This is a genomic window from Catellatospora sp. TT07R-123, assembly GCF_018327705.1.
In the GTDB taxonomy this organism is placed as follows: domain Bacteria; phylum Actinomycetota; class Actinomycetes; order Mycobacteriales; family Micromonosporaceae; genus Catellatospora.
Genome location: NZ_BNEM01000002.1, coordinates 3066077 through 3086403, shown reverse-complemented (window position 1 = coordinate 3086403; position 20327 = coordinate 3066077). Strand labels below are relative to the sequence as shown.

General features: G+C 73.6%; 16 protein-coding genes and 1 pseudogene. 14 read left to right on the top strand and 3 right to left on the bottom strand.

Annotation, left to right across the window (positions count from 1 at the left end):
* The first annotated feature begins 21 nt into the window (after window positions 1-21).
* From Cs7R123_RS33485 to Cs7R123_RS33440, 10 genes are all read left to right on the top strand, one after another.
* Window positions 22-225 carry a hypothetical protein gene (locus Cs7R123_RS33485; RefSeq protein ID WP_212832522.1) on the top strand — a complete coding sequence of 68 codons (204 nt, stop codon included), beginning with the start codon at window positions 22-24 and terminating at the stop codon, window positions 223-225.
* A 61-nt stretch (window positions 226-286) separates the two neighbouring features.
* On the top strand, window positions 287-679 hold the full coding sequence (locus tag Cs7R123_RS33480; RefSeq protein WP_212832521.1) for a TadE/TadG family type IV pilus assembly protein: 393 nt from the start codon (window positions 287-289) through the stop codon (window positions 677-679).
* Entirely contained in the window at window positions 676-1104 is a 429-nt protein-coding gene (locus tag Cs7R123_RS33475; RefSeq protein ID WP_212832520.1) for a TadE/TadG family type IV pilus assembly protein, read from the top strand. The genes Cs7R123_RS33480 and Cs7R123_RS33475 overlap by 4 nt, the downstream gene beginning before the upstream one ends.
* On the top strand, window positions 1101-1514 hold the full coding sequence (locus tag Cs7R123_RS33470) for a hypothetical protein (protein ID WP_212832518.1): 414 nt from the start codon (window positions 1101-1103) through the stop codon (window positions 1512-1514). Before Cs7R123_RS33475 ends, Cs7R123_RS33470 begins: the two co-directional genes overlap by 4 nt.
* Window positions 1515-1536: 22 nt before the next feature.
* On the top strand, window positions 1537-3648 hold the full coding sequence (locus Cs7R123_RS33465; RefSeq protein WP_212832516.1) for a LysM peptidoglycan-binding domain-containing protein: 2112 nt from the start codon (window positions 1537-1539) through the stop codon (window positions 3646-3648).
* A gap of 275 nt (window positions 3649-3923) precedes the next feature.
* On the top strand, window positions 3924-4856 hold the full coding sequence (locus Cs7R123_RS33460) for a S41 family peptidase (RefSeq protein WP_212832514.1): 933 nt from the start codon (window positions 3924-3926) through the stop codon (window positions 4854-4856).
* Window positions 4853-5629 (top strand): putative protein N(5)-glutamine methyltransferase, encoded by a 777-nt coding sequence (locus Cs7R123_RS33455; protein WP_212832512.1) that lies wholly within the window; start codon window positions 4853-4855, stop codon window positions 5627-5629. Before Cs7R123_RS33460 ends, Cs7R123_RS33455 begins: the two co-directional genes overlap by 4 nt.
* 199 nt (window positions 5630-5828) lie before the next feature.
* On the top strand, window positions 5829-6122 hold the full coding sequence (locus tag Cs7R123_RS33450) for a DUF6412 domain-containing protein (RefSeq protein ID WP_244872310.1): 294 nt from the start codon (window positions 5829-5831) through the stop codon (window positions 6120-6122).
* 77 nt (window positions 6123-6199) lie between these two features.
* Complete coding sequence (locus Cs7R123_RS33445; protein WP_212832510.1) at window positions 6200-6916, top strand: membrane protein insertase YidC; 717 nt, start codon at window positions 6200-6202, stop codon at window positions 6914-6916.
* 63 nt (window positions 6917-6979) lie between these two features.
* The gene (locus Cs7R123_RS33440) at window positions 6980-7804 is read left to right on the top strand and encodes an AbfB domain-containing protein (protein ID WP_244872309.1); all 825 of its coding nucleotides are present in this window, start codon (window positions 6980-6982) and stop codon (window positions 7802-7804) included.
* Between the two features lie 474 nt (window positions 7805-8278).
* Here Cs7R123_RS33440 and Cs7R123_RS33435 read toward each other — a convergent pair whose 3' ends face one another.
* Window positions 8279-11098 carry a LuxR C-terminal-related transcriptional regulator gene (locus Cs7R123_RS33435; RefSeq protein WP_212832508.1) on the bottom strand — a complete coding sequence of 940 codons (2820 nt, stop codon included), beginning with the start codon at window positions 11096-11098 and terminating at the stop codon, window positions 8279-8281.
* A 122-nt stretch (window positions 11099-11220) separates the two neighbouring features.
* Between Cs7R123_RS33435 and Cs7R123_RS40535 the strand changes: the two are divergent.
* The 4 genes and pseudogenes from Cs7R123_RS40535 to Cs7R123_RS33415 all read left to right on the top strand — a co-directional run.
* A pseudogene (locus Cs7R123_RS40535) lies at window positions 11221-11610 on the top strand (metallophosphoesterase); the annotation flags it as partial.
* 525 nt (window positions 11611-12135) lie between these two features.
* Window positions 12136-13377 carry a trans-acting enoyl reductase family protein gene (locus tag Cs7R123_RS33425; RefSeq protein ID WP_212834825.1) on the top strand — a complete coding sequence of 414 codons (1242 nt, stop codon included), beginning with the start codon at window positions 12136-12138 and terminating at the stop codon, window positions 13375-13377.
* Window positions 13378-13494: 117 nt separating this feature from the next.
* The gene (locus Cs7R123_RS41000) at window positions 13495-15378 is read left to right on the top strand and encodes a cellulase family glycosylhydrolase (RefSeq protein ID WP_212832495.1); all 1884 of its coding nucleotides are present in this window, start codon (window positions 13495-13497) and stop codon (window positions 15376-15378) included.
* A 175-nt stretch (window positions 15379-15553) separates the two neighbouring features.
* Window positions 15554-18340, top strand: a complete 2787-nt coding sequence (locus Cs7R123_RS33415; protein ID WP_212832494.1) for a sorbosone dehydrogenase family protein — start codon at window positions 15554-15556, stop codon at window positions 18338-18340.
* A gap of 166 nt (window positions 18341-18506) precedes the next feature.
* Here the strand turns inward: Cs7R123_RS33415 and Cs7R123_RS33410 are convergent, their stop codons facing one another.
* Window positions 18507-19445, bottom strand: coding sequence for an acyl-ACP desaturase (locus tag Cs7R123_RS33410; RefSeq protein WP_212832493.1), 939 nt, complete (start codon window positions 19443-19445; stop codon window positions 18507-18509).
* Between the two features lie 54 nt (window positions 19446-19499).
* Complete coding sequence (locus Cs7R123_RS33405) at window positions 19500-20228, bottom strand: 1-acyl-sn-glycerol-3-phosphate acyltransferase (protein ID WP_212832492.1); 729 nt, start codon at window positions 20226-20228, stop codon at window positions 19500-19502.
* Window positions 20229-20327: the final 99 nt, after the last annotated feature.

The following is a 20327-nucleotide window of genomic DNA, read 5'->3' as shown; positions in this document are numbered from 1 at the left end:
CACAGAAGGGAGCAACACGTCATGTTCCTGAAGCTGTCCGTGTCCGCCAGCGAGAAGTTGCGGACCCTGACCGACCCGGCCCTGCGCGACCGGGGCGAGGGCCCGGTGCCGCACGTCGTGATGATCTTCGTCATGGCGGCGGGGGCCATCGTCATCGGCGGCATGGTCATCGCCGTGGCCAAGGGCTGGGTCAACCGGATGCCGACCACGGCGCCCGCCCCGTAAGCCGATGCCCGCACAACCGCTCGTACGCCGTCGCCGGCCCCCGTCGCGGGGCCGGCGAGGGGTGCGCGCACCCTGGTTGCTCGACCCGGCCCGCCGCGACCGCGGCGGCGCCGCCGTCGAGATGGCGATCATGGCGCTGCCGCTGCTGATCCTGACGTTCATGGTGGTGCAGGCCGCGCTCGTGTACCAGGCAAAGGGCCTGGCCCTGGCCGCCGCGACCCAGGGTGCCAACGCGGCCCGCAACTACGGCTCCGACGCCACCACCGGCCGCGACCGGGCCCGCGCCTTCCTGCGGCGGGTCGGCTTCGGCATCACCGACACCGACATCTCCGCGTCGGTCAGCGGCGGCACGGCCACCATCACCGTCAAGGGCAAGGCCCAGAGCATCATCCCGTGGATGACCTTCGAGGTCTCGCAGACGGCGTACGGCCCGGTCGAGAGGTTCACCCGATGAGGGCGGGGACGGCGGACCGGGGCTCGGCGGCGATCGAACTCGCCATCCTGGCCCCCGTCGCGATCATCTTCTTCATCGCCGTGATGATGGCGGGGCGCCTCGGGCTGGCCCGCCAGGCCGCCGAGGCGGCCGCCTACGACGCGGCCCGCACCGCCAGCCTGGCCCGTACCGAGGACGCGGCGGCCGACCAGGCGCGCGACGCCGCCGCGCGGTCGTTCGCCGCACAGGGCATCCGGTGCCAGTCCATGACCATCGCCACCGACACCCGCGGCTTCGCGGTGCCGGTGGGCCAGCCCGCCACGGTCAGTGTGTCGGTGACCTGCGTCGCCGACTTCACCGACATCATCCTGCCCGGCATGCCCGGCCGCGCCAACCTCACCTCCACCTTCACCAGCCCCCTCGACACCTACCGGAGCCGCAGATGAGGCGCTGGTACCGGCGTGACGACGGCAAGGTGACCGTCTTCTTCACCATCATCGCCACCGCGTGGATCGTCACCATCGGGCTGGTCGTCGTCGGCAGCGGCCGCACCCGCGCACTCCAGCGCGCCGACAACATCGCGGCCGAGGCGGCCCGCGCCGCCGGGCAGGCCATCGACCCCGAGGACGCGATCCAGGGCAAGCCCAAGGTCGTCGACGCGACCCTGGCGGCCGCGGCGGCCCAGGCATACCTGCGCACCGTCGGCGCCACCGGCTCCGTCACGGTCGCCCCCGACCGCCAGCACCTGACCGTACGGGCGACGGTCAGCTACGACAACCCGGTCGGACTCGACTTCTTCGGCGGCGCCACCTGGACGGCGACCGGCGAAGCCACCGCAACACTCCTCATCGGATAGCGACCACGGAAAGGGCGCACCCATGGCCATCGACCAGCGCACCAGGCCGAACTGGTTCGTGCGCCTGCTCGCCGGGCTCGCCGCACTGGCGCTGCTAGCCGCGGTGCTCGTCGGCGCGCCCATGGCGCTGCTGAAGGTGGCGGGCAACCCGCTGCCCGACCACGTACCGTCCGTGGACGAGCTGACCACGCTGCTGACCTCACCCGACGACGGGCGGCTGTTCCTGCGGCTGCTGGCGCTGGCGGGCTGGTTCGCCTGGTTCACGTTCGCGGTCAGCGTGCTGCTGGAGATCCCGGCGCGGCTGCGCGGGCGGCGCGCCCGGCGCATCCCGGGCCTCGGCGTCCAGCAGCGCATCGTCGCGGCCCTGATCGGCGCGATGATCGCCGTCTTCGCCGGCACCAGCGTCGCCACCGCCGCCGTCAGCTCGGTGCCCCCGCCCTCGGCGGGCCGCGCGGTCGCGGTCGTGCCGGTCACCGCCCCGAACGCCCTGGCGCCGATCGGCGGCTCCGGCGTGCTGGCCCTCGGCCCCGCCACCACCGCGCCGCAGGCCGGTGCCCTGGTGCCGGTCTCGGCCCGCCCGCCGACCGACCTCGTCCGGCTCGCCCCCACCCACCAGCTCGTCGAGCGCCCCGTATACGTGGTCCGCCAGGGCGACTACCTGGGCTGCATCGCCGAGCGGTTCACCGGGGACTTCGACCGGTTCCACCAGATCGCCGCGCTCAACCCGCAGCTGGTGCGCAACCCCAACCACATCGAGCCCGGCTGGCGGCTGGTGCTGCCCGCCGACTCGTACGACCGGGGCAGCGCCCGCCACGCCACCGGCAAGCTGCTGCTGCCCGCGGTCGAGGACCCCACCGCGCCGCCGCCCGCCACCCAGACCCCGCCGCCGCCCACCCAGACCCCGGCCCCGGCCCCGTCCCCCTCGGCGATCCCGGCTCCTGCCGTACGCCCCAGCCTGCCCGCGACCTCGCCGACCGCGATCCCGTCCCCGGTGGTCACCACCCCGGCGAGCAGCACGCCCGCCAACCCGCCCGGTCTGGACGAGACCGACCCCGGCACCGGCCACATGAAGGTGCTCGCCACCGGCGCCGGGCTGGCCCTGGCCGGAGTGATGGCCGGGCACATGGTGGTGCGCCGGCGCATCCGCCGCATGCACCAGCTGCGGGTACGCCGCAAGCGCCGCCGCGGCTCGCGGGGCGCGTTCGACTTCCAGGTGCGCGAGGTGCCCCGCCACCAGGCCGCCGACCGCCTCGACGCGGGGCTGCGCCACCTCACCGTGGGCCTGCGCGGCCGGGCGCCGTGGGAGATGCCCGACGTCGCCGCGGCCTGGGAGAGCGGCGGCGACCTGGCCATCATCCTGGCCGCGCCGTGCGCCGACCCGCCTGAGCCGTTCGAGGTGCAGTGGCCCAACACCTGGTCGCTGCCGAGTGCCGCCTGGCTGCCCGACGCGCACACCGCCCCGTCGCTGCTGCCCGGCCTGCTGAAGGTCGGCAGCTGGCCGCAGGGCGGGGAGCTGTACGTCGACGGCGAGCGTACGGGCCTGCTGACCCTGGTCGGCGACCCGCAGCGCTGCGACGACCTGCTGCGCTTCCTGGCGGCCGAGGCGGCCACCGCGGCCTGGGCCGACGAGGCGTCGGTGGTGGTGGCCGGGTTCAGCAGCGCCGACGTACGTGCGCTGACCTCGCTCAACGAGCGGGTCCGGTACAGCTCGTCGGTCAGCGACGCGCTGGCGCGCATCGGGCGGCGGGCCGCGGCCAACGCGGCGGTGCTGCACGACACCCAGACCGCCGACACCGTCACCGCGCGCATCAACAACGTCACCACCTGGGCCACGCACGTGCTGTTCATCGCCGACCCGTGGGGCGAGCACACCGAGCAGCTGCGCGACCTGGACGCGCTGCTGGCCGACCTGGGCCGGGTCGGCGTGGTCGTGGTCACGACCCACCCGACCGCGACCCGCTGGTCGGCCACGATCGGCGGCGACGGCGGCGTGCACATGTCCTGGCTGGCCGTCACCGACATCATCGCCGCCGGCCTGAACAGCCCCGACCTGGTCACCCACGCCGAGGGCCAGGCCGAGGCGGCCCGCATCCCCCAGCAGCCCACCGGCGCCCGCCACCGGCTCCGTACCTGAGCCGCCCGCCGCCCGCCCCGGCCGCGCCGCGCCGCGCCGCGCCGCGCCGCGCCGCGGGGCGGGGCGGCCGGGGCGGGGCGGGGCGGGGCGGGAAGATCGCTGTCTGCGGTCACTTTCCGCGGTCAGGACCCGCTTTTCGACCGAGGACGGCGATCTCCGCGCGGAGATCGCCGTCCTCGGTCCGTTCCGGCGTCCGGCGTCGGGCGTCGGGCGCGGGCGTCGGGCGCCCCGGCGCCCGGGGTGCGGGTGGGCGGGGGTGCCGGTAGCTTTGCGGCATGCCGAGGCAGGTGGTCGATCGGGCGCTCACGCTGATGTGCGCGCATTACGTGTTTCCGGAGCGGGCCGTGCTGGCCGCGGCGAACATCCGGGAGCGGCTGGACGCCGGGCGCTACGACGGCCTCGACGAGGCGGGGCTGGCCGAGCGGCTCGGCGCCGACCTGCGGGAGCTGTGCGCCGACCAGCACCTGCGGCTGCGGGTGCGCCGCGCGCGACCCGCGAACACCGAGGCTGACGTGCTGTCGGCGTACCGGGAGCAGCTGCGGGCCGACAACCACCGGATCAGCCGGGTCGAGCGGCTCGACGGCAACGTCGGCTACATCGACCTGCGTGGGGTGACCGATCCGGCGGTCGGCGGCCGCGCGGTCGCCGCCGCGATGGAACTGGTGTCGCACACCTGCGCGCTGCTGCTGGACCTGCGGCACAACCGGGGCGGCTCACCCGACGGGGCGGTCTTCTGGTCCAGCTACTTCTTCCCCGACAGCGGCACGCACCTCAACAGCGTCGAGTCGGCCGAGACCGGCGCCACCCGGCAGTACTGGAGCCTGGCGTACCTGCCCGGCGAGCGCTACCTCGACCGTCCCGTATACGTCCTCACCGGCCCGGACACGTTCTCGGCGGGGGAGGAGATCTGCTACAACCTCAAGGCTCAGGGCCGGGCGGTGCTGGTCGGGGAGCCCACGGCCGGGGGCGCGCACCCGGCGCGGTCGCTGCCGCTGTCGCCGACGCTGGAGCTCACCGTGCCGTACGCCCGCTCGGTGAACCCGGTGACCGGCACCAACTGGGAGGCCGTCGGCGTCGAGCCGGACGTGCCCGTCCCGGCCGGGCAGGCGTACGCGACGGCGTACCGCGCCGCGCTGGAGCACGTGCTGGCCACCGCGACCGTGCCGGGGCTGCTCGACGAGGCCCGCGCCGCGCTGGCGGCGCTGTGACCGACGAGGTGGTGGCGCGGCTGCGCGCCGCGGGCTGCGTGTTCGCCGAGGAGGAGGCGGCCGTCCTGCGCGACGGCGACCCCGACCCGGTCCGGCTGTCCGAACTGGTGGCGCGGCGGGTGTCCGGGCTGCCGCTGGAGCACGTCGTCGGCTGGGCCTGGTTCGGCGGGCGGCGCGTCCTGGTCGACCCGGGCGTGTTCGTGCCGCGCCGGCGCACCGAGGTGCTGGTGGCGCGGGCGGCGGCGTACGTGCGGGGCGGGTCGGTGGTGGTGGACCTGTGCTGCGGCTCCGGCGCGCTCGGCGCGGTGCTGGCCGCGGGCGCGGACGGGCCGGTCGAGCTGTACGCCGCTGACGTCGATCCGGCGGCGGTGCACTGCGCCCGCCGCAACGTCACTCCGCTGGGCGGCACCGTGTACGAGGGGGACCTCTACGACGCCCTGCCGCCCTCGCTGCGGGGGCGGGTGGACGTGCTGGTGGCGAACGTTCCGTACGTGCCGACCGGGGAGATCGGGCTGCTGCCCGCCGAGGCGCGGCTGCACGAGGCGCCGGTGGCCCTGGACGGCGGCGCCGACGGCCTCGACGTGGCCGGCCGCATCGCCGCAGGGGCGGGAGCCTGGCTGGCCCCGGGCGGCCGGGTGTTCCTGGAGTGCGGCGAGCACCAGTCATCGGCCGCGGCGGCGGCGCTGCGCGCGGGCGGCCTGACCCCGTCCCTGCACCACGACGACGACCTCGACGTCACCGTCGCATCCGGCCACCACCCCGGCCTTTCATAGACGTTGGCCTATTACATCGACTGGTGCACACGATTACTCGACGTAATAGGCCAACGTCTATGAAAAACGGGTGGCCACGCCACGCCACGCCACGCCGCGGCGGGTGCGGGTGCGGGTACGGGTGAGGGGTGCGTGGCCGCGTGGTCGCGTGCGTGGCGGGTTGCTCGTCGGGGTTGCGGCGGCGCGCTACCGTTGCCGCGTGCCGATCGCCCTGCCGTCCCGCTGGACCGCCACCCTGTGGCTGGCCCTGCTGTGCACGGGTGTCGCCGCCGCCGGTTCCCCCGGCCTGACCGGCATGCTCGCCTCCGCCGCCGTGCTGGTCGTGGCGTCGATGGTCGCGTTGCGGGCGCTGGCGGGCATCACCGCCTCCGGCCACGGGCACGCCGCCTTCGGCAGCAACCTGCGCGAGCGCGCCAGGCGCCAGCGCGTGCCCCGGCACGCCGACCCGGACGCACCGGGTCGGCCCAGGCCACGCGCACCCGGCCACTTCTGAGGATCCACCGCTGATTCACCCGCCGCGCGGGTCGCTGCCGCGTGTGCGGATTCCGCCATCCTCAGAGGGGTCAGTCCATGCTTTCGTTCGCTCCGGTGGCCGATGCCACCGAATTCGCCTACTCCGCCGTCACCTGGCTGTCGGAGGTGCTCGCCCCGATCGGCGGCGCCACGGCCGGGGTCGTCCTGTTCACCTTGGTGGTGCGGCTGCTGCTGCACCCGCTGACCCGCGCCGCCGTACGCGGGGAGCGCGCCCGCGCCGTGCTGGCCCCGCAACTGGCCGCGCTGCGGGAGCGGCACGGCAAGGATCCGGTCGCCTTCAGCCAGGCCATGACCGAGCTGTACCGCGGCGCGGGCGTGTCCCCGTTCGCGGGCATCCTGCCGATGCTGCTCCAGGCACCGGCGTTCATCGTGCTGTACCAGCTGTTCGTGCGCACCTCGATCAGCGGGCACGCCAACACGCTGCTGGACAGCACCCTGTCCGGGGTGCCGCTGGGCGCGCACCTGCTCGTCCCGGCGGGCGGCCCGCACCTGGCCGTGTTCGGGCTGCTGCTGGCGGCGCTGGCCGGGCTGGCCTGGCTGTCGGCGCGGCGCGCGGTGAAGCTGGCGTCGCTTCAGCCGAAGCCGCCGACAGGGCTGCTCGCGGCGCTGCCGCGGCTGCTGCCGTACGCCATCCTGATCAGCGCGGCGGTGCTGCCGCTGGCCGCGGGCCTGTACCTGCTGACCAGCACGGCCTGGACCGTGGCGGAGAACACCGCGCTGCGGCGCGGCATGCCGGTGCCCGCGCCCGCCTGACCTTGGCCGACGGTCGGATAGCCGATCGCGATCGAGGGGGCTGCCTCGGTAGCCTGCTGGACCGTGAGCAAGCATCGGCGAGACGACCGCACCTGCCGCGAGCCGCTGCTCCCGGCGACCGTGGAGCAGCTGGCGGCGCAGGAGCGCGCGGCGGCGCCGGTCCGGCGCCGCGTGGTGATCGCAGGCGCGGCGGTGGCGGCCGTGCTGGCCGTCGCCGCCACCGCCTGGGCGGTGGCCGGGCCGGGCGGCGGCACGGCCGCGCCCACCGGCGGCTGGGCCACCGGCGCGGACCAGAACTACTCCGACGGGTTCGGCGACGCGCCGTCACCGAGCAGGTCGCCGTCGCCGCGCCCGCAGGCCTCGCCGTCGCCGTCGGTCTCGCCGTCGCCGTCGCCGTCGCGCGGCTCGGGGCTGGCCCCGAGTCCCGGGGCCGTCCCGGCTCCGGCAGGGCTGGCCGCGGGCAGCGTGCGGTCGCTGCGGATCGGCGGCAGCGCCGACACGTATGTCTTCGTCGCCGACGGCCTGGCCGTGGTCGGCCGGGTGGCCCCGGACAGCTCGGCGCAGGCGCGGCTGGCCGCCACGTTCACGGTGGTGGCGGGGCTGGCCGACAGCCGCTGTTTCTCGCTGCGGGCCGCCGACGGCCGCTGGCTGCGCCACCGCGACTACCGGCTGCGACTGGACCCCGACGACGGGTCCGCGCTGCTGCGCGCCGACGCGACGTTCTGCGCCCGTGACGGCGAGCCGCGCGGCACGGTACGGTTCGAGTCCCAGAACTACCCCGGCTACTACCTGCGCCCCCGCGACGGCGGCCTGTGGCTCGACCAGGGCAGGCGCGGCCGGGCGTTCGAGTCCGAGTCGTCGTTCGTCGTGACCGGACCCTGGGTATAGGTACCGCTGTCATCCGTACCGCGACACGGTTGTTTGCGTATGTCCTACCTAGCGCTCTACGGATTGTCGCCACGTCGGCCCTGACCGATCGTTATGGGTATGGGTGGACCACCTGGTAGCCGCCGTACGACTCCCCAGCGGCACGTGACAGCGTCTCCGTGTCGCTGGGTGGAAATCGTGCCCCCGACGGCGGCTCCGAACGGTTTCAGGTCTGGGCCGGTCACCGCCGGTCGAGGCCAGCGCGCTCGATGAGCGGTGTGGCAGAGCGGTGCGCCGTAAACCAGAGCTGGCGGCGTACTGCTTTGAGGCAGGGGAGCAGCCGATCGTTGCTCCCCTGCCACCAGCACAGGGCCAGGAGAGGCTCCCTGCCGGAGGCGCGTGCCGCGTCCGGCGGGCCTGGGGAGGAGGCGGCCTCCGGGACCGGCGACGGTTCCGGAGGCCGTTCAGGTCAGGTCTGCCCGGCCACGGAGGCGGTCAGGGCAGGTCCGCGACGGCCCCGGCCAGCTCGGCTCGGGAATGGACACCCAGTTTGTGCAGCGCCCGCGCCACGTGCTGCTCGACCGTACGCGGTGACAGGAACAGCACCTGCGCGATCTCCCGGTTGGTGCGCCCCTGCGCCGCCAGCTGCGCCACCTCCCGCTCGCGCGGGGTGAGACCGCCGCCGTAGCCGGGACGGCCGCCCTTGGCCACCACGCCGTGCTCCCGCAGCGTGCGCTGACATCGCGCGGCGTCCCAGCCGGCCCCGAGCCGGGCGAAGACGTTGCCCGCGTTGGTGAGCACGGCCAGCGCCTCACCGGCCTGCTCGGCGGTGAGTTCGCTGCGGGCCATGCCCTCCTCGGCCAGCGTCGCCTCGTACGGCCTGGGCAGCGCGGCGAACTGGAGCGCGGCGTCGCGGAAGTGCTTGGCGGCCTCGTCGTGCTCGCCGCGGGCGACGGCCAGGTTGGCCCGGCACATCTGCAGCGCCGCCGCCGCGTTCGGGGCGACCAGCCCGGCCATCCCCGCCTCGAACTCCTCGATCAGCCCCTGCGCCTCGTCGGCGCACCCGGCCTCGGCCAGCGCCTGCACCGCGTACGGCGCGAGCCCCGCCGCCCAGGACCACACGCCCTTGGCCCGTACCCGGTCCATGCCGCGCCGGGCCTCGGCCACCGCCTCCTCGCCCTGCCCCCGGGCCAGCAGCATCCGGATGTAGGCGCCCGACGCCGCCGCCACCACGTGCACGGTGCTGTTGTGCGGCGCGCTGAGCCCGGCCGAGGTCAGTGACGAGTCGGCGGTGTCCCAGTCGCCGCGCGCCACCGCCAGCAGGCCGGTGATGAGGTGCCCCTCGACCTCGGTGGTCGGCCCGTCCGGGCCGGTGAACTCGGCGGCCCGGTCGGCCAGGCCCGACCAGCGGCCCATGGCCCAGTCCAGGTGCAGCGCGGTGCAGCGGCCCGCGGTGGTGATGACCGACGCGCCGACCCGCCCGGCGAGCTCGGTCGACTGGCGCAGGAAGTCGTCGGCCTCGGCGTGCATGCCCAGCCATACCGTGGCGTCGGCGAGGTTCTGCAGGCCGCGCGCGGCCTGCTGGCGTTCGGCCAGCGTGGTCGCGTTGGCGGTCAGCCGCCGCGCGGCCTGCCAGGCCTCCGGGTCGCCGCAGTTCATCAGGAGGGTGGCCCGGTTCGCGGCGACCGCCATCTGGATCGCCACGTCGTCGCCGGCGGCCGCCGCCTGCTCGGCCCGCTCCAGCCAGCGCCGGTCGTCGGCGAACGAGGAGCCGTGCAGCACCGGCCAGGACAGCACCGACATGGCACGGGCCGCCAGCGCCGGGCGCTCGTGCAGCTCGTCCACGGCGCTCTCGACCTCGGCGGCACCCCCGGGGAAGTCGCCGACCTGGTTCATCAGCACCAGGCCCAGCATCAGCCGCAGCTCGCCGCGCGCCGCCATCGGCAGCCGCTCGTCGGTCATGATGCGCCGCAGCAGCGCCACCGTCTGCTCCGACCGCAGCCCCAGCTCGGCCGTCTGCGCTAGCCGGATCGTGAGCCGGGTACGGGTGGCCCGGGGCACGGTCTGGTCGGCCAGCACCTCTTCCAGCTGGGCCAGCGCGGCCTCGTTGTCGCCGTCGGCGATGTACCGGTCGGCGGCGGCCTCGGCGTAGCGCATCCACGCCCGCTCCTGCCCGCTGCGCCGGTTGTGGTGGGCCAGCCGGGCCAGCGCGCCGGCGCCGGTGCGCCGCGCCAGCGCGTTGGCGGCACGGGCGTGCAGCTCGCGGCGGCGCGGGCCGGGCAGCGCGTCGTACAGCGCGCGGGCGGCCAGCGGGACGCGGAAGCCGTACCGGCCGTCGGCGGTCTCGTCGAGCACCGCCCCGGCCAGCACCTCTATCAGCGCGGTGCGGCCGGCGGCCGGATCGAGTCCGGCCACATCGGACATGACCTCCTCGGGCGCGGACTCGTCGAGCACCGCCGCCGCCTCGGCCACGGCGCGCGCGGTGGGGGACAGGGCGGCGACGCGGGCGGCGGTCAGCTCGCGCAGCCGGGGCGGCGGGCACAGCTGCCCCGGCTCGGTGTCGTCACCGAAGCCGTTGAGCTGCGCCAGCAGATCCTCGATCACCCGGGGCACGCCGCCGGTCAGCACGGTCAGCCGGGCCACCATGTCGGCGGGCGGGTCCTGCCGCCGCACCTGTTTGACCAGCAGCCGCACGTCCTCGGCGGCCAGCGGGTCCAGGCGCAGCGCCGCCTGCCGCAGGCCGGGGGCGTACGCGGCCGAGACGCCCAGCGGCAGCCCCGGCACCGCCAGCTCCTCCGGCCGGTACGACAGCACCAGCGCGATCCCCGGCAGCGGCGCCGACAGCAGCAGGCACAGCAGGTCCCGCGAGTCGGGGTCTATCCACTGGAGATCCTCGACGACCAGGGTCGCCGGGGCCAGCGAGCCGAGCAGCGCGCACATGCCGCGCAGCAGCCGGTGCCGCTCCTCGGCCGGCTCGGCCAGCGGCGGCAGCGGCGGCGGCAGCTTGTCGGCCAGTTCCGGCAGCAGCGGGACGAGCGCGCCCAGCAGCGGGTTGAGCGTGCCCGGCGCGGGCAGCACCGGCCCGGCCGCCAGCAGCAGGCCGATGGCGGCGGCGAACGGCAGCGGCGGCCGGATCGGCGGGCACGCGGTGGCCAGCACCAGCGCGGTGTGCTGGCGCCGCCACTCGTCGATCAGGCGCGTCTTGCCGCTGCCCGCCTCACCTTCCAGGAGCAGAACCGAGGGCCGGTACGCGACAGTGGACCGGAGCAGTTGCAGAGTCTCTTGGCGCCCGACGAACAATCGGTCTGTCTGCACTTCCGTATCTTCCTCGGACCGGCGTGCGTACGCCAACTCGGACTCGCGGACGCGGCGGCACCCGGACGGGTGGTTGTCGCAGCCGGTAGTCTGGGCGGCCAGGCCGGACCGGTGGGAGCGTCATGGGCAGGATCATCGTCATCGGTGACGTCGGCGGGCATCCCGACCAGCTCACCCGGGCCCTGGTCGCGGCGGGCGCCCGCCGCAGGGATCTGCGGCTGCCGCCGGACCTGACCGTGGTGCAGGTCGGCGACCTGGTCGACCGGGGGCCGGACAGCGGGGGCGTGCTCGACCTCGTGCGCCGCCGCCTGGACGAGCAGCCGGACCAGTGGGTCCAGCTCCTGGGCAACCACGAGTCGCAGTATCTGGTCGAGGGCGAGCGGTTCACCTCCGACAAGCTGAGCAGATCGGACATACGGCTGCTGCGCGAGTGGTGGGCCGACGGGCGGCTGCGGGTGGCTGCCGCCGTACGCACCGCCGAGGGCGACGACTACCTGGTCACCCATGCCGGGCTGACCGCGCTGTGCTGGCAGGAGCTCGGCGAGCCGGCCACCGCCACGGCCGCCGCGCGCCTGCTCGACCAGCGCCCCGAACCGCTGCTCTGGCGCGGCAACGGCCCCGGCCTCGACCCCAAGGCGGGACCGCTGTGGGCGGAGGCGGGCACCGAGCTGTACGAGGAATGGCTGCGCCACCACGCCGCCGGCGGGTTCGTCTGGTTCGGACAGATCCACGGCCACTCCTCGATCGTCCGCTACCGCGACCGCAGCTGGCGGGCCCCGGGCCGGGTGCGCCAGCGCGCCACGGTCGACTGGGAGGCCCGCCACGTCCGGGTCCGCATCGGCGGCCGCGTCTTCTTCGGCGTCGACCCCAAGCAGGGCGTCTCCGGCACCTCCCACTGGCGCCCCCTCGACCTCCCCGACGCCGTCCTCCTCTCCCCGCCCCCGCCCCCGCCCCCATCCCCGTCCACCGCACCCTCCTCCTCCTCCTCCTCGCAAGTTGCCGGGCAATCGGGCACTGAAGGGCTCGTGATAAGCCCGATTGCCAGGCAACTCGGCCAGGAGGCCGGGCGCGGCGAGCGGGACTTCGATCTCGTCCTGTTCGGAGCGACCGGGTTCACCGGGGGCCTGACCGCCGAATACCTGGCCGCGCACGCGCCGCAGGGCTGCCGCTGGGCGCTGGCGGGACGGGACCGGGCCAGGCTGGCCGCGGTACGCGAGCGGCTGGCCGCGATCGATCCCGCCTGCGCCGACGTGCCGCTGCTGCCCGCCGACGCGAGCGACCCGGACTCGCTGCGTGAGCTGGCCCGGCGCGCCCGCGTGGTCGTCACCACGGTGGGCCCGTACGTCGCGCACGGCGAGCCGCTGGTCGCGGCGTGTGCCGAGGCGGGCACGGACTATGTGGACCTCACCGGCGAACCGGAGTTCATCGACCGGATGTTCACGGCGTACCACGAGCGGGCGGTCGCCTCCGGGGCGCGGATCGTGCACGCCTGCGGCTTCGACTCCGTGCCGCACGACCTGGGCGCCTACTACACGGTCGGGCTGCTGCCCGCCGACGCCCCGATCCGCCTCGACGGGTACGTCCGCGCCAAGGGCACCGTCTCGGGCGGCACGCTCGCCTCGGCGCTGACCGCGTTCGCCCGGCGGCGGCAGACCGCCGCGGCCGCCCGCGGCCGCCGCCGCCTGGAGCAGCGGCTGGCCGGGCCGGGCGACCGGAAGGTGCGCACCCCGCTGGGCAGGCTGCGCCGCGCCCGCGGCGCGAAGGGCTGGGCGGTGCCGCTGCCGACGGTGGACGCCGCGATCGTGGGCCGCTCGGCGCGCGCCCTGGACCGCTACGGCCCGGACTTCCGCTACCGCCACGCCGCCGCCGTACGGTGGCTGCCGGTCGCGCTGGCCGGGCTGCTCGGCGCGGCGGTCCTGCTCGGGCTGGCCCAGGTCGGCCCGATCCGCCGCGCCCTGTCCCGGCTGCGCCGCCCCGGCACCGGCCCGGACGCCGCGACCCGGGAACGGAGCTGGTTCAGCGTCCGCTTCGTCGGCGAGGGCGGCGGGCGCCGCGTGGTGACCGAGGTGCGCGGGGGCGACCCCGGCTACGGCGAGACCGCGAAGATGCTGGCGGAGTCGGCCCTGTGCCTGGCCTTCGACGAGCTCCCGCCGACGAGCGGGCAGGTCACCACGGCCGTCGCCATGGGCGACGCGCTGCTGGCCCGGCTGACCGCCGCCGGCCTCACCTTCCGCACCGTGGAGCCCGCAGGGGTGGGCGGGGATCGATTAATCGGTTAAGCTGTCCGCGGGTGCATGTAGGGAGCCAGGGCCAAGGGCAGGCCGGGCTGCGCCCAGACCTCTCGTCCGCCCCCGTCCCGGTCGAACCGGCGGGGCACCCTACCCGAGGTGTTTCCCTTGAAGAAGACAATCGCGCTCGCGGCCGCGTCCGCGCTGGCGCTGGTCACCGCGATGCTCGCGTTCAGTCAGCCCGCCCAGGCCGCCACCGGCATCCGGGTCAGCAACGGCAAGCTCGTCGAGGCCAACGGCACCGCGCTGAAGCTGCGCGGCATCAACCACCCGCACGCCTGGTACGCCACCCAGACCAGCTCGTTCGCCAACATCAAGGCGGCGGGCGCCAACGCGGTCCGCGTGGTGCTCAGCGGCGGCCGGTGGACCGCCAACACCGCCTCCGACGTCGCCAACGTCATCTCGCTGTGCAAGACCAACAAGCTGATCTGCGTGCTGGAGGACCACGACACCACCGGCTACGGCGAGCAGAGCGGGGCGTACACCCTGGACCAGGCGGTCAACTACTGGATCAGTGTCCAGAGTGCGCTGACCGGCCAGGAGAACTACGTCATCCTCAACATCGGCAACGAGCCGTTCGGCAACAACGCGACCACGCCGAACTGGACCGACGCCACCAAGAGTGCCATCCAGCGGCTGCGCAGCGCGGGCTTCCAGCACACCATCATGGTCGACGCCCCGAACTGGGGCCAGGACTGGGGCTTCGCCATGCGCGACAACGCCCCTGGCGTGCTGGCTGCCGACACCACCGGTAACACGATCTTCAGCATCCACATGTACGGCGTCTTCGACACCGCCGCCGAGGTGACCGCGTACGTCGACTCGTTCACCAGCCGCAACCTCGCGCTGTGCGTGTGCGAGTTCGGTGACATGCACTCCGACGGCAACCCCGACGAGGACACCATCATGGCCAAGACCCAGTCCGCCGGTATCGGCAACATGGGCTGGTCATGGAGCGGCAACGGCGGCGGCGTCGAGTACCTGGACATGGTGACGAGCTTCAACCCGGCCCAGCGCAGCACCTGGGGCACGCGGTACATCACCGGTGCCAACGGCCTGTCGACCACCTCGACCCAGGCGACCATCTACAACACGAGCACCGACACCCAGGCGCCGACCGCGCCGGGCACCCCGACCGCGTCCAACGTCACCAGCTCGTCGGGGAGCCTGTCCTGGGCCGCATCGACGGACAACGTGGGCGTGACCGGCTACGACGTGGTGCGCGTCAACGGTTCGACCGAGACCGTGGTGGCCTCGCCGAGCACGAACTCGGCCTCGGTCACGGGGCTGACGGCGTCGACGGCGTACACGTTCGCGGTGTACGCCAAGGATGCCGCGGGCAACCGTTCGACCCGGTCCGGCACGGTCGCCGTGACCACCTCGACGGCCCCCGTCGACACGCAGGCTCCGACGGCTCCGGGCACTCCGACGGCGTCGAACGTGACCAGCTCGTCGGTGAGCCTGTCGTGGACGGCGTCGACGGACAACGTGGGCGTGACCGGCTACGACGTGGTGCGCGTCAACGGTTCGACCGAGACCGTGGTGGCCTCGCCGAGCACGAACTCCGCCTCGGTCACGGGGCTGACGGCGTCGACGGCGTACACGTTCGCGGTGTACGCCAAGGACGCCGCCGGCAACCGTTCGACCCGGTCCGGCACGGTCGCCGTGACCACGTCGGGCACGAGCACCGGGGGCTGCACGGCGGCGTACACGATCACGAACAGCTGGCCCGGCGGATTCCAGGCCGAAGTCGTGATCACCAACGGCGCGACCGCCAGCACGGCCTGGACCGCGAGCTGGACCTTCGCCAACGGCCAGACCATCACCCAGCTGTGGAGCGGCCAGGACACGGCCTCTGGCGCGAGCCACAGCGTGCGCAACCTCAGCTACAACGGCACCCTGGCCCCGAGCGGCACGACCAGTTTCGGGTTCACCGGGACCTGGAACAACAGCGCCAACGCCGTTCCGGCGGTCGCCTGCGCGCGGAGCTGAGCGGGCATTTCCCCTCATATAAACGAGGTCCGTCCCCATCGGGGGACGGACCTCGTCCGCTTTTTATGGCAAATACCCGATATTACGAAACAGCCCGCGTGTATTGCCCGTTTTTTCATGATTGGTCGTTAGCCTGGCGCGGTCAACGACCTATTACCCGGAGGGCAGTCAGACGATGGGTACCAAGAGATCCAGGGCTGTCGGCGCGGTGCTGACGTCAGGACTGTTCATCATGGGCTCGCCCCTGGCGACGGCGCTCCCCGCCGCGGCGGCCCTGGCGGCGGGCGCCCCCGACGCGCCGCAGATCACCGAGCCCGGTGTCGACAACATGCTGGTCAGCGCGGCCGACGTGCACATGGAGACGGCGCCGTTCCACGACGCCGACGGTGACGCGCACCTGTGCAGCGACTGGGAGATCCGCACCGGCGAGGGCGAGCGCGTCTGGTACAGCAACTGCATCGGCGGCACGCAGAAGGTGCACACCCACCTCGGCGACGGCATCTTCGAGGGCTCGCACGCCGGCCGCCACGACCTCATCCCGGACCGGGACTACGAGGTACGGGTGCGCTTCCGCGACAACAGCGGCGACCCGGCCACCGAGTGGAGCACCTGGTCGACGCGGCCGTTCCGCACCGCCAAGGAGCGCCAGCCGCTGCCCGACGCACCGCAGTGGATCGTCAAGCAGCCCGGCTACCGGGTCGAGGAGGTCGCGGGCGGTTTCCAGCTGCCCGTCGACATCGCGATGACCCCGGGCCAGACCGTCGACCCGGCCAAGCCGCTGTTCTACGTCAGCGAGCTGTACGGCCAGGTCAAGGTCGTCCACGGCGACTTCTCGACCAGCACGTACGCCAAGAACCTGCTGAACTTCAACCCGACCGGCGACTTCCCCGGCTCCGGCGAGATGGGCGTGACCGGGCTGACCGTCGACCCCGCCAGCGGCGACGTGTTCGCCGCGATGGTGTACCAGGACGGCGGCGACATCCTGCCCAAGGTGGTCCGCTTCCACAGCACCGACGGCGGCCTGACCGCGGCGTCGGCGTCCACGGTCATCCGGATGGACAAGGAGCCGCAGAGCGCCTCGCACCAGATCTCGAACCTGAGCATCGGTCCCGACGGCAAGCTCTACGTCCACATGGGTGACGGGATGGACCCGAACCGCGCCCAGGACAAGAACTCCTTCCGCGGCAAGATCCTGCGGATGAACCTGGACGGCTCGGCGCCCAGCGACAACCCGTTCTACGACAGCTCAGACGGCATCGACTCGCACGACTACATCTTCGCGTACGGCCTGCGCAACCCGTTCGGCGGCGCGTGGCGGGCCAGCGACGGCAAGCTGTACGAGGTGGAGAACGGCCCCGGCGCCAACGACCGGTTCGCCCGCGTGGACCGCGGCGCCGACTACGGCTGGGACGGCGGCGCCACCGACATGAAGACCAGGGCGCTCTACAACTGGGAGCACACCCACGCGCCGGTCGACATCACCTTCGCCGAGCCGAGCGTGCACCACGCCTCCGGCTTCCCCGAGGACACGTGGGGGCACGCGTTCGTGTCCGAGAGCGGGCCGACGTACGCCACCGGCCCGCAGGAGAAGGGCAAGCGGGTGGTCGAGTTCGGCTTCAACGCCGACGGCTCGGCGACCGGCCCGAAGACCCTGGTCGAGTACAACGGCGGCGGCAAGACCACGGTCGCCGGCATCACCGCCGGTCCGGACGGGATCTACTTCTCCGGGCTCTACCCCGACTCCGCGTCGGAGGGCCCGACCGGCCGCAGCGCCAAGATCTACCGCATCCGGTACGTGCCGCAGCAGGCCGACGCCCCGGTGGTCGCCTACACCGACCGCGACTTCAAGGGCGGCTTCCAGTCGTTCGGCGCGGGCGTGTTCGACGCGAGCAAGGGCGACCTGGCCGCGGTCGGCAACGACAAGATCAGCTCGCTGCGGGTGGCCCCCGGCTACCGGGCCGTGGTCTGCGCCGACGACAGCGCGGGCGGCCGCACCAACGCGGGCAGCCTCGGCCTGTGCCGCTACTACGGCGCGGGCCAGCACGACTACGTCGGCGCCGACCTCAACGACAAGCCGTCGCTGATCAGCGTCATGTCCGAGCCCACCCAGGGCACCGGCGCGATCGCGTACCGGGGCGCCGACGGGACCGGCCCGTCGCAGTCGCTCGGCGTGGGCGGCTACGAGGCCACCGCCGGGGAGCTCAGCCAGGTCGGCGACACCATGACCAGCTCGCTGAGCGTCGCCGAGGGCTACCGGGCCGTGGTCTGCAAGAACGACCGCAGCGGCGGCCTCAACACCGGCGAGGTCGGCCCGTGCCGCTTCTTCGGCCCCGGCCAGTTCAACGTCGGCACCGCCTTCGACAACCAGATCGCGCTGATCGCGGTCGGCGGCCCCGCCGTCACGGCGTTCAGCGACGCCGGGTTCGCGGGCCAGCGGCAGGCCTTCGGCCCCGGCGTGTACGAAGCCAAGCCCGGCCAGCTCAAGACGGTCGGCAACGACGCCATCACCTCGTTCCGGGTCGAGCCCGGCTACCACGTGGTGGCCTGCGACAACGACAGCGTCGGGCACAAGAACACCGGCGACCTCGGCCCCTGCCACACCTACGGCGAGGGCAACCACTCGCTGGCGGGCCAGCCGCTGGACAACCGCATCTCGCTGCTGGCCGTGCAGGCCGGCCCGAGCGGCGGCACCCGGGTCACCGTGTACCGCGACAAGGACTTCAAGGGCGCCTCGACCAAGCTGGGCCCCGGCGTCTTCCAGTCCGGCAACCTCGGCGCGGTCGGCAACGACCAGGTCACCTCGCTGAAGGTGGCCTCGGGCACCCGTGCGGTGGTCTGCCGCCACGACAGTGCCAAGGGCGCGGCGGCGATCAGCCCGTGCCGCTTCTACGCCCCCGGCGACCACAAGTACGTCGGCGCCGACCTCAACGACGACATCTCCCTGATCATCACCGGTTCCTGACACCGCGCCCCGGCTCCGCCCGGCGCCCCGGTTTTTAATCGACGCTGGCCTATCTAGTAGACGGATTTCCACAATCCGTGCTCTAGATAGGCCAGCGTCAATGCTATGTGGCCGTCGCCCCGCTCGGGTCGGGCCGGCTCGCCCCGGTCAGGCAGCCTCGCCCCGGTCAGGCGGCTCGGGCTGCGGCGCGGGCGCGCGAGGCTTCCCGCTTCTCCTCGAACCGGGTCGCGGCCTTGTCCAGCCCGGCCACGAACTCGGCCAGGTCCTCGCGGGCCTGCTCGCCGTCGGGGCCGAGGTTGTCGCGCTCCATCACGCGCAGCTGGCGCAGCACCGGCTGCACCACCTCGTCGTGGTGGATGCGCAGGTCGTAGATACCCGCCACGGCGATCTGGACCGACTTGCGGCCGAAGTTCTCGATCGTGTGCCCCGGCATCTGGAAGTCCTTCACCACCCGGCGCACCGCGTCCATGGCGGCGTTGGGCGCCAGCTCGAACGCGGCGCTGAGCAGGTTGCGGTAGAAGAGCATGTGCAGGTTCTCGTCCGCGGCGACCTTGGCCAGCAGCTGGTCGCAGATCGGGTCGCCGCTGACGCGCCCGGTGTTGCGGTGCGAGACCCGCGTCGCGAGCTCCTGGAACGAGACGTACGACAGCGAGCCGAGCAGGTCGGGGTGGTCGGCGGTGAAGCCGCCCTCCATGTGCGTCATCCGGGCCCGCTCCAGCGCCACCGGGTCGACCGCGCGCGTGGTCAGCAGGTAGTCGCGGATGGCGGTGCCGTGACGGCCCTCCTCGGCGGTCCAGCGGTGCACCCAGGTGCCCCACGCGCCGTCGCGGCCGTACAGCGTCGCGATCTCGTGGTGGTAGCTGGGCAGGTTGTCCTCGGTGAGCAGGTTCACGATCAGCGAGGTGCGGGCCACGTCCGACAGCTTGGACTGGCCCGGCTCCCACGCCTGTCCACCGAGCACGCCGTCGAAATCGGTGCCCTGGCTCCACGGGACGTACTCGTGTGGGAACCACTCCTTGGCGGTTGCCAGGTGTCGGTTGAGGTTGCTCTCGACTACCGGCTCCAGCTCTTTGAGCAGGGCAATCGTGTCGACGGTCTCGGTCATACGCAGTGCCTCCAGAGGTTCGAGACTACGGTACCGTAACCTACGACACCGTAGCTACTCGTCCTCGGTCTCCTCGATCGACTGAGGTTCCGGCGCGCTCCCGCCCAGGTGGGCGGGCAGCCACCAGGAGTCCTCGGGGCCGCGAGGCTTATCCGGATAATCCTGCTGCGCCCGATTTAGGAGCGCCTTCATCCGCAACCGTAGCTCGGCCGCGACGTCTTCCTGCTTGTCCCGGCGGGCCGGGTGCATCGGCTCGCCGACCAGGATCGTCACCGGGATGTTTCGCTGGAGCAGGTTCCTCGGTCGCCCCTTGGTCCAGAACCGCTGCGTGCCCCACAGCGCCATCGGGATCAGCGGCACCCCGGTCGTGGCCGCCAGCCGCGCCGCCCCGCTCTTGATGTCCTTCACCGTGAACGACTGGTCGATCGTGGCCTCGGGGAACACCCCGACCACCTCGCCCGACTTCAGCGCGGCCAGCGCCGCCTTGTACGACGACAGCCCCGCGTCCCGGTCCACCGGGATGTGGTGCATCCCCCGCATCAGCGGCCCGGCGTACCGGTTGTCGAAGATCTCCTTCTTCGCCATGAAGCGGACCAGCCGCCGCGCCGGCCAGGCGCCGAACCCGGCGAAGATGAAGTCCAGGTAGCTGATGTGGTTGCTGGCGATCACCGCGCCGCCCGAGGCGGGCACATGTTCGGCCCCCTCGACCGTGATACGCATGGACAGCAGGCGGAAGGAGGCCTTCGCGAGGGCGATCACCGGCGGGTAGATGCGGTCCGACATGGCGTAACAGTAGAGCCACCCCTGCGCGGCCGTGCGCGGGGCGCGACCCATCGAGCCCCACACCACTCCCGCCCAGCCCCCGCACGTCCCGCCCACCCC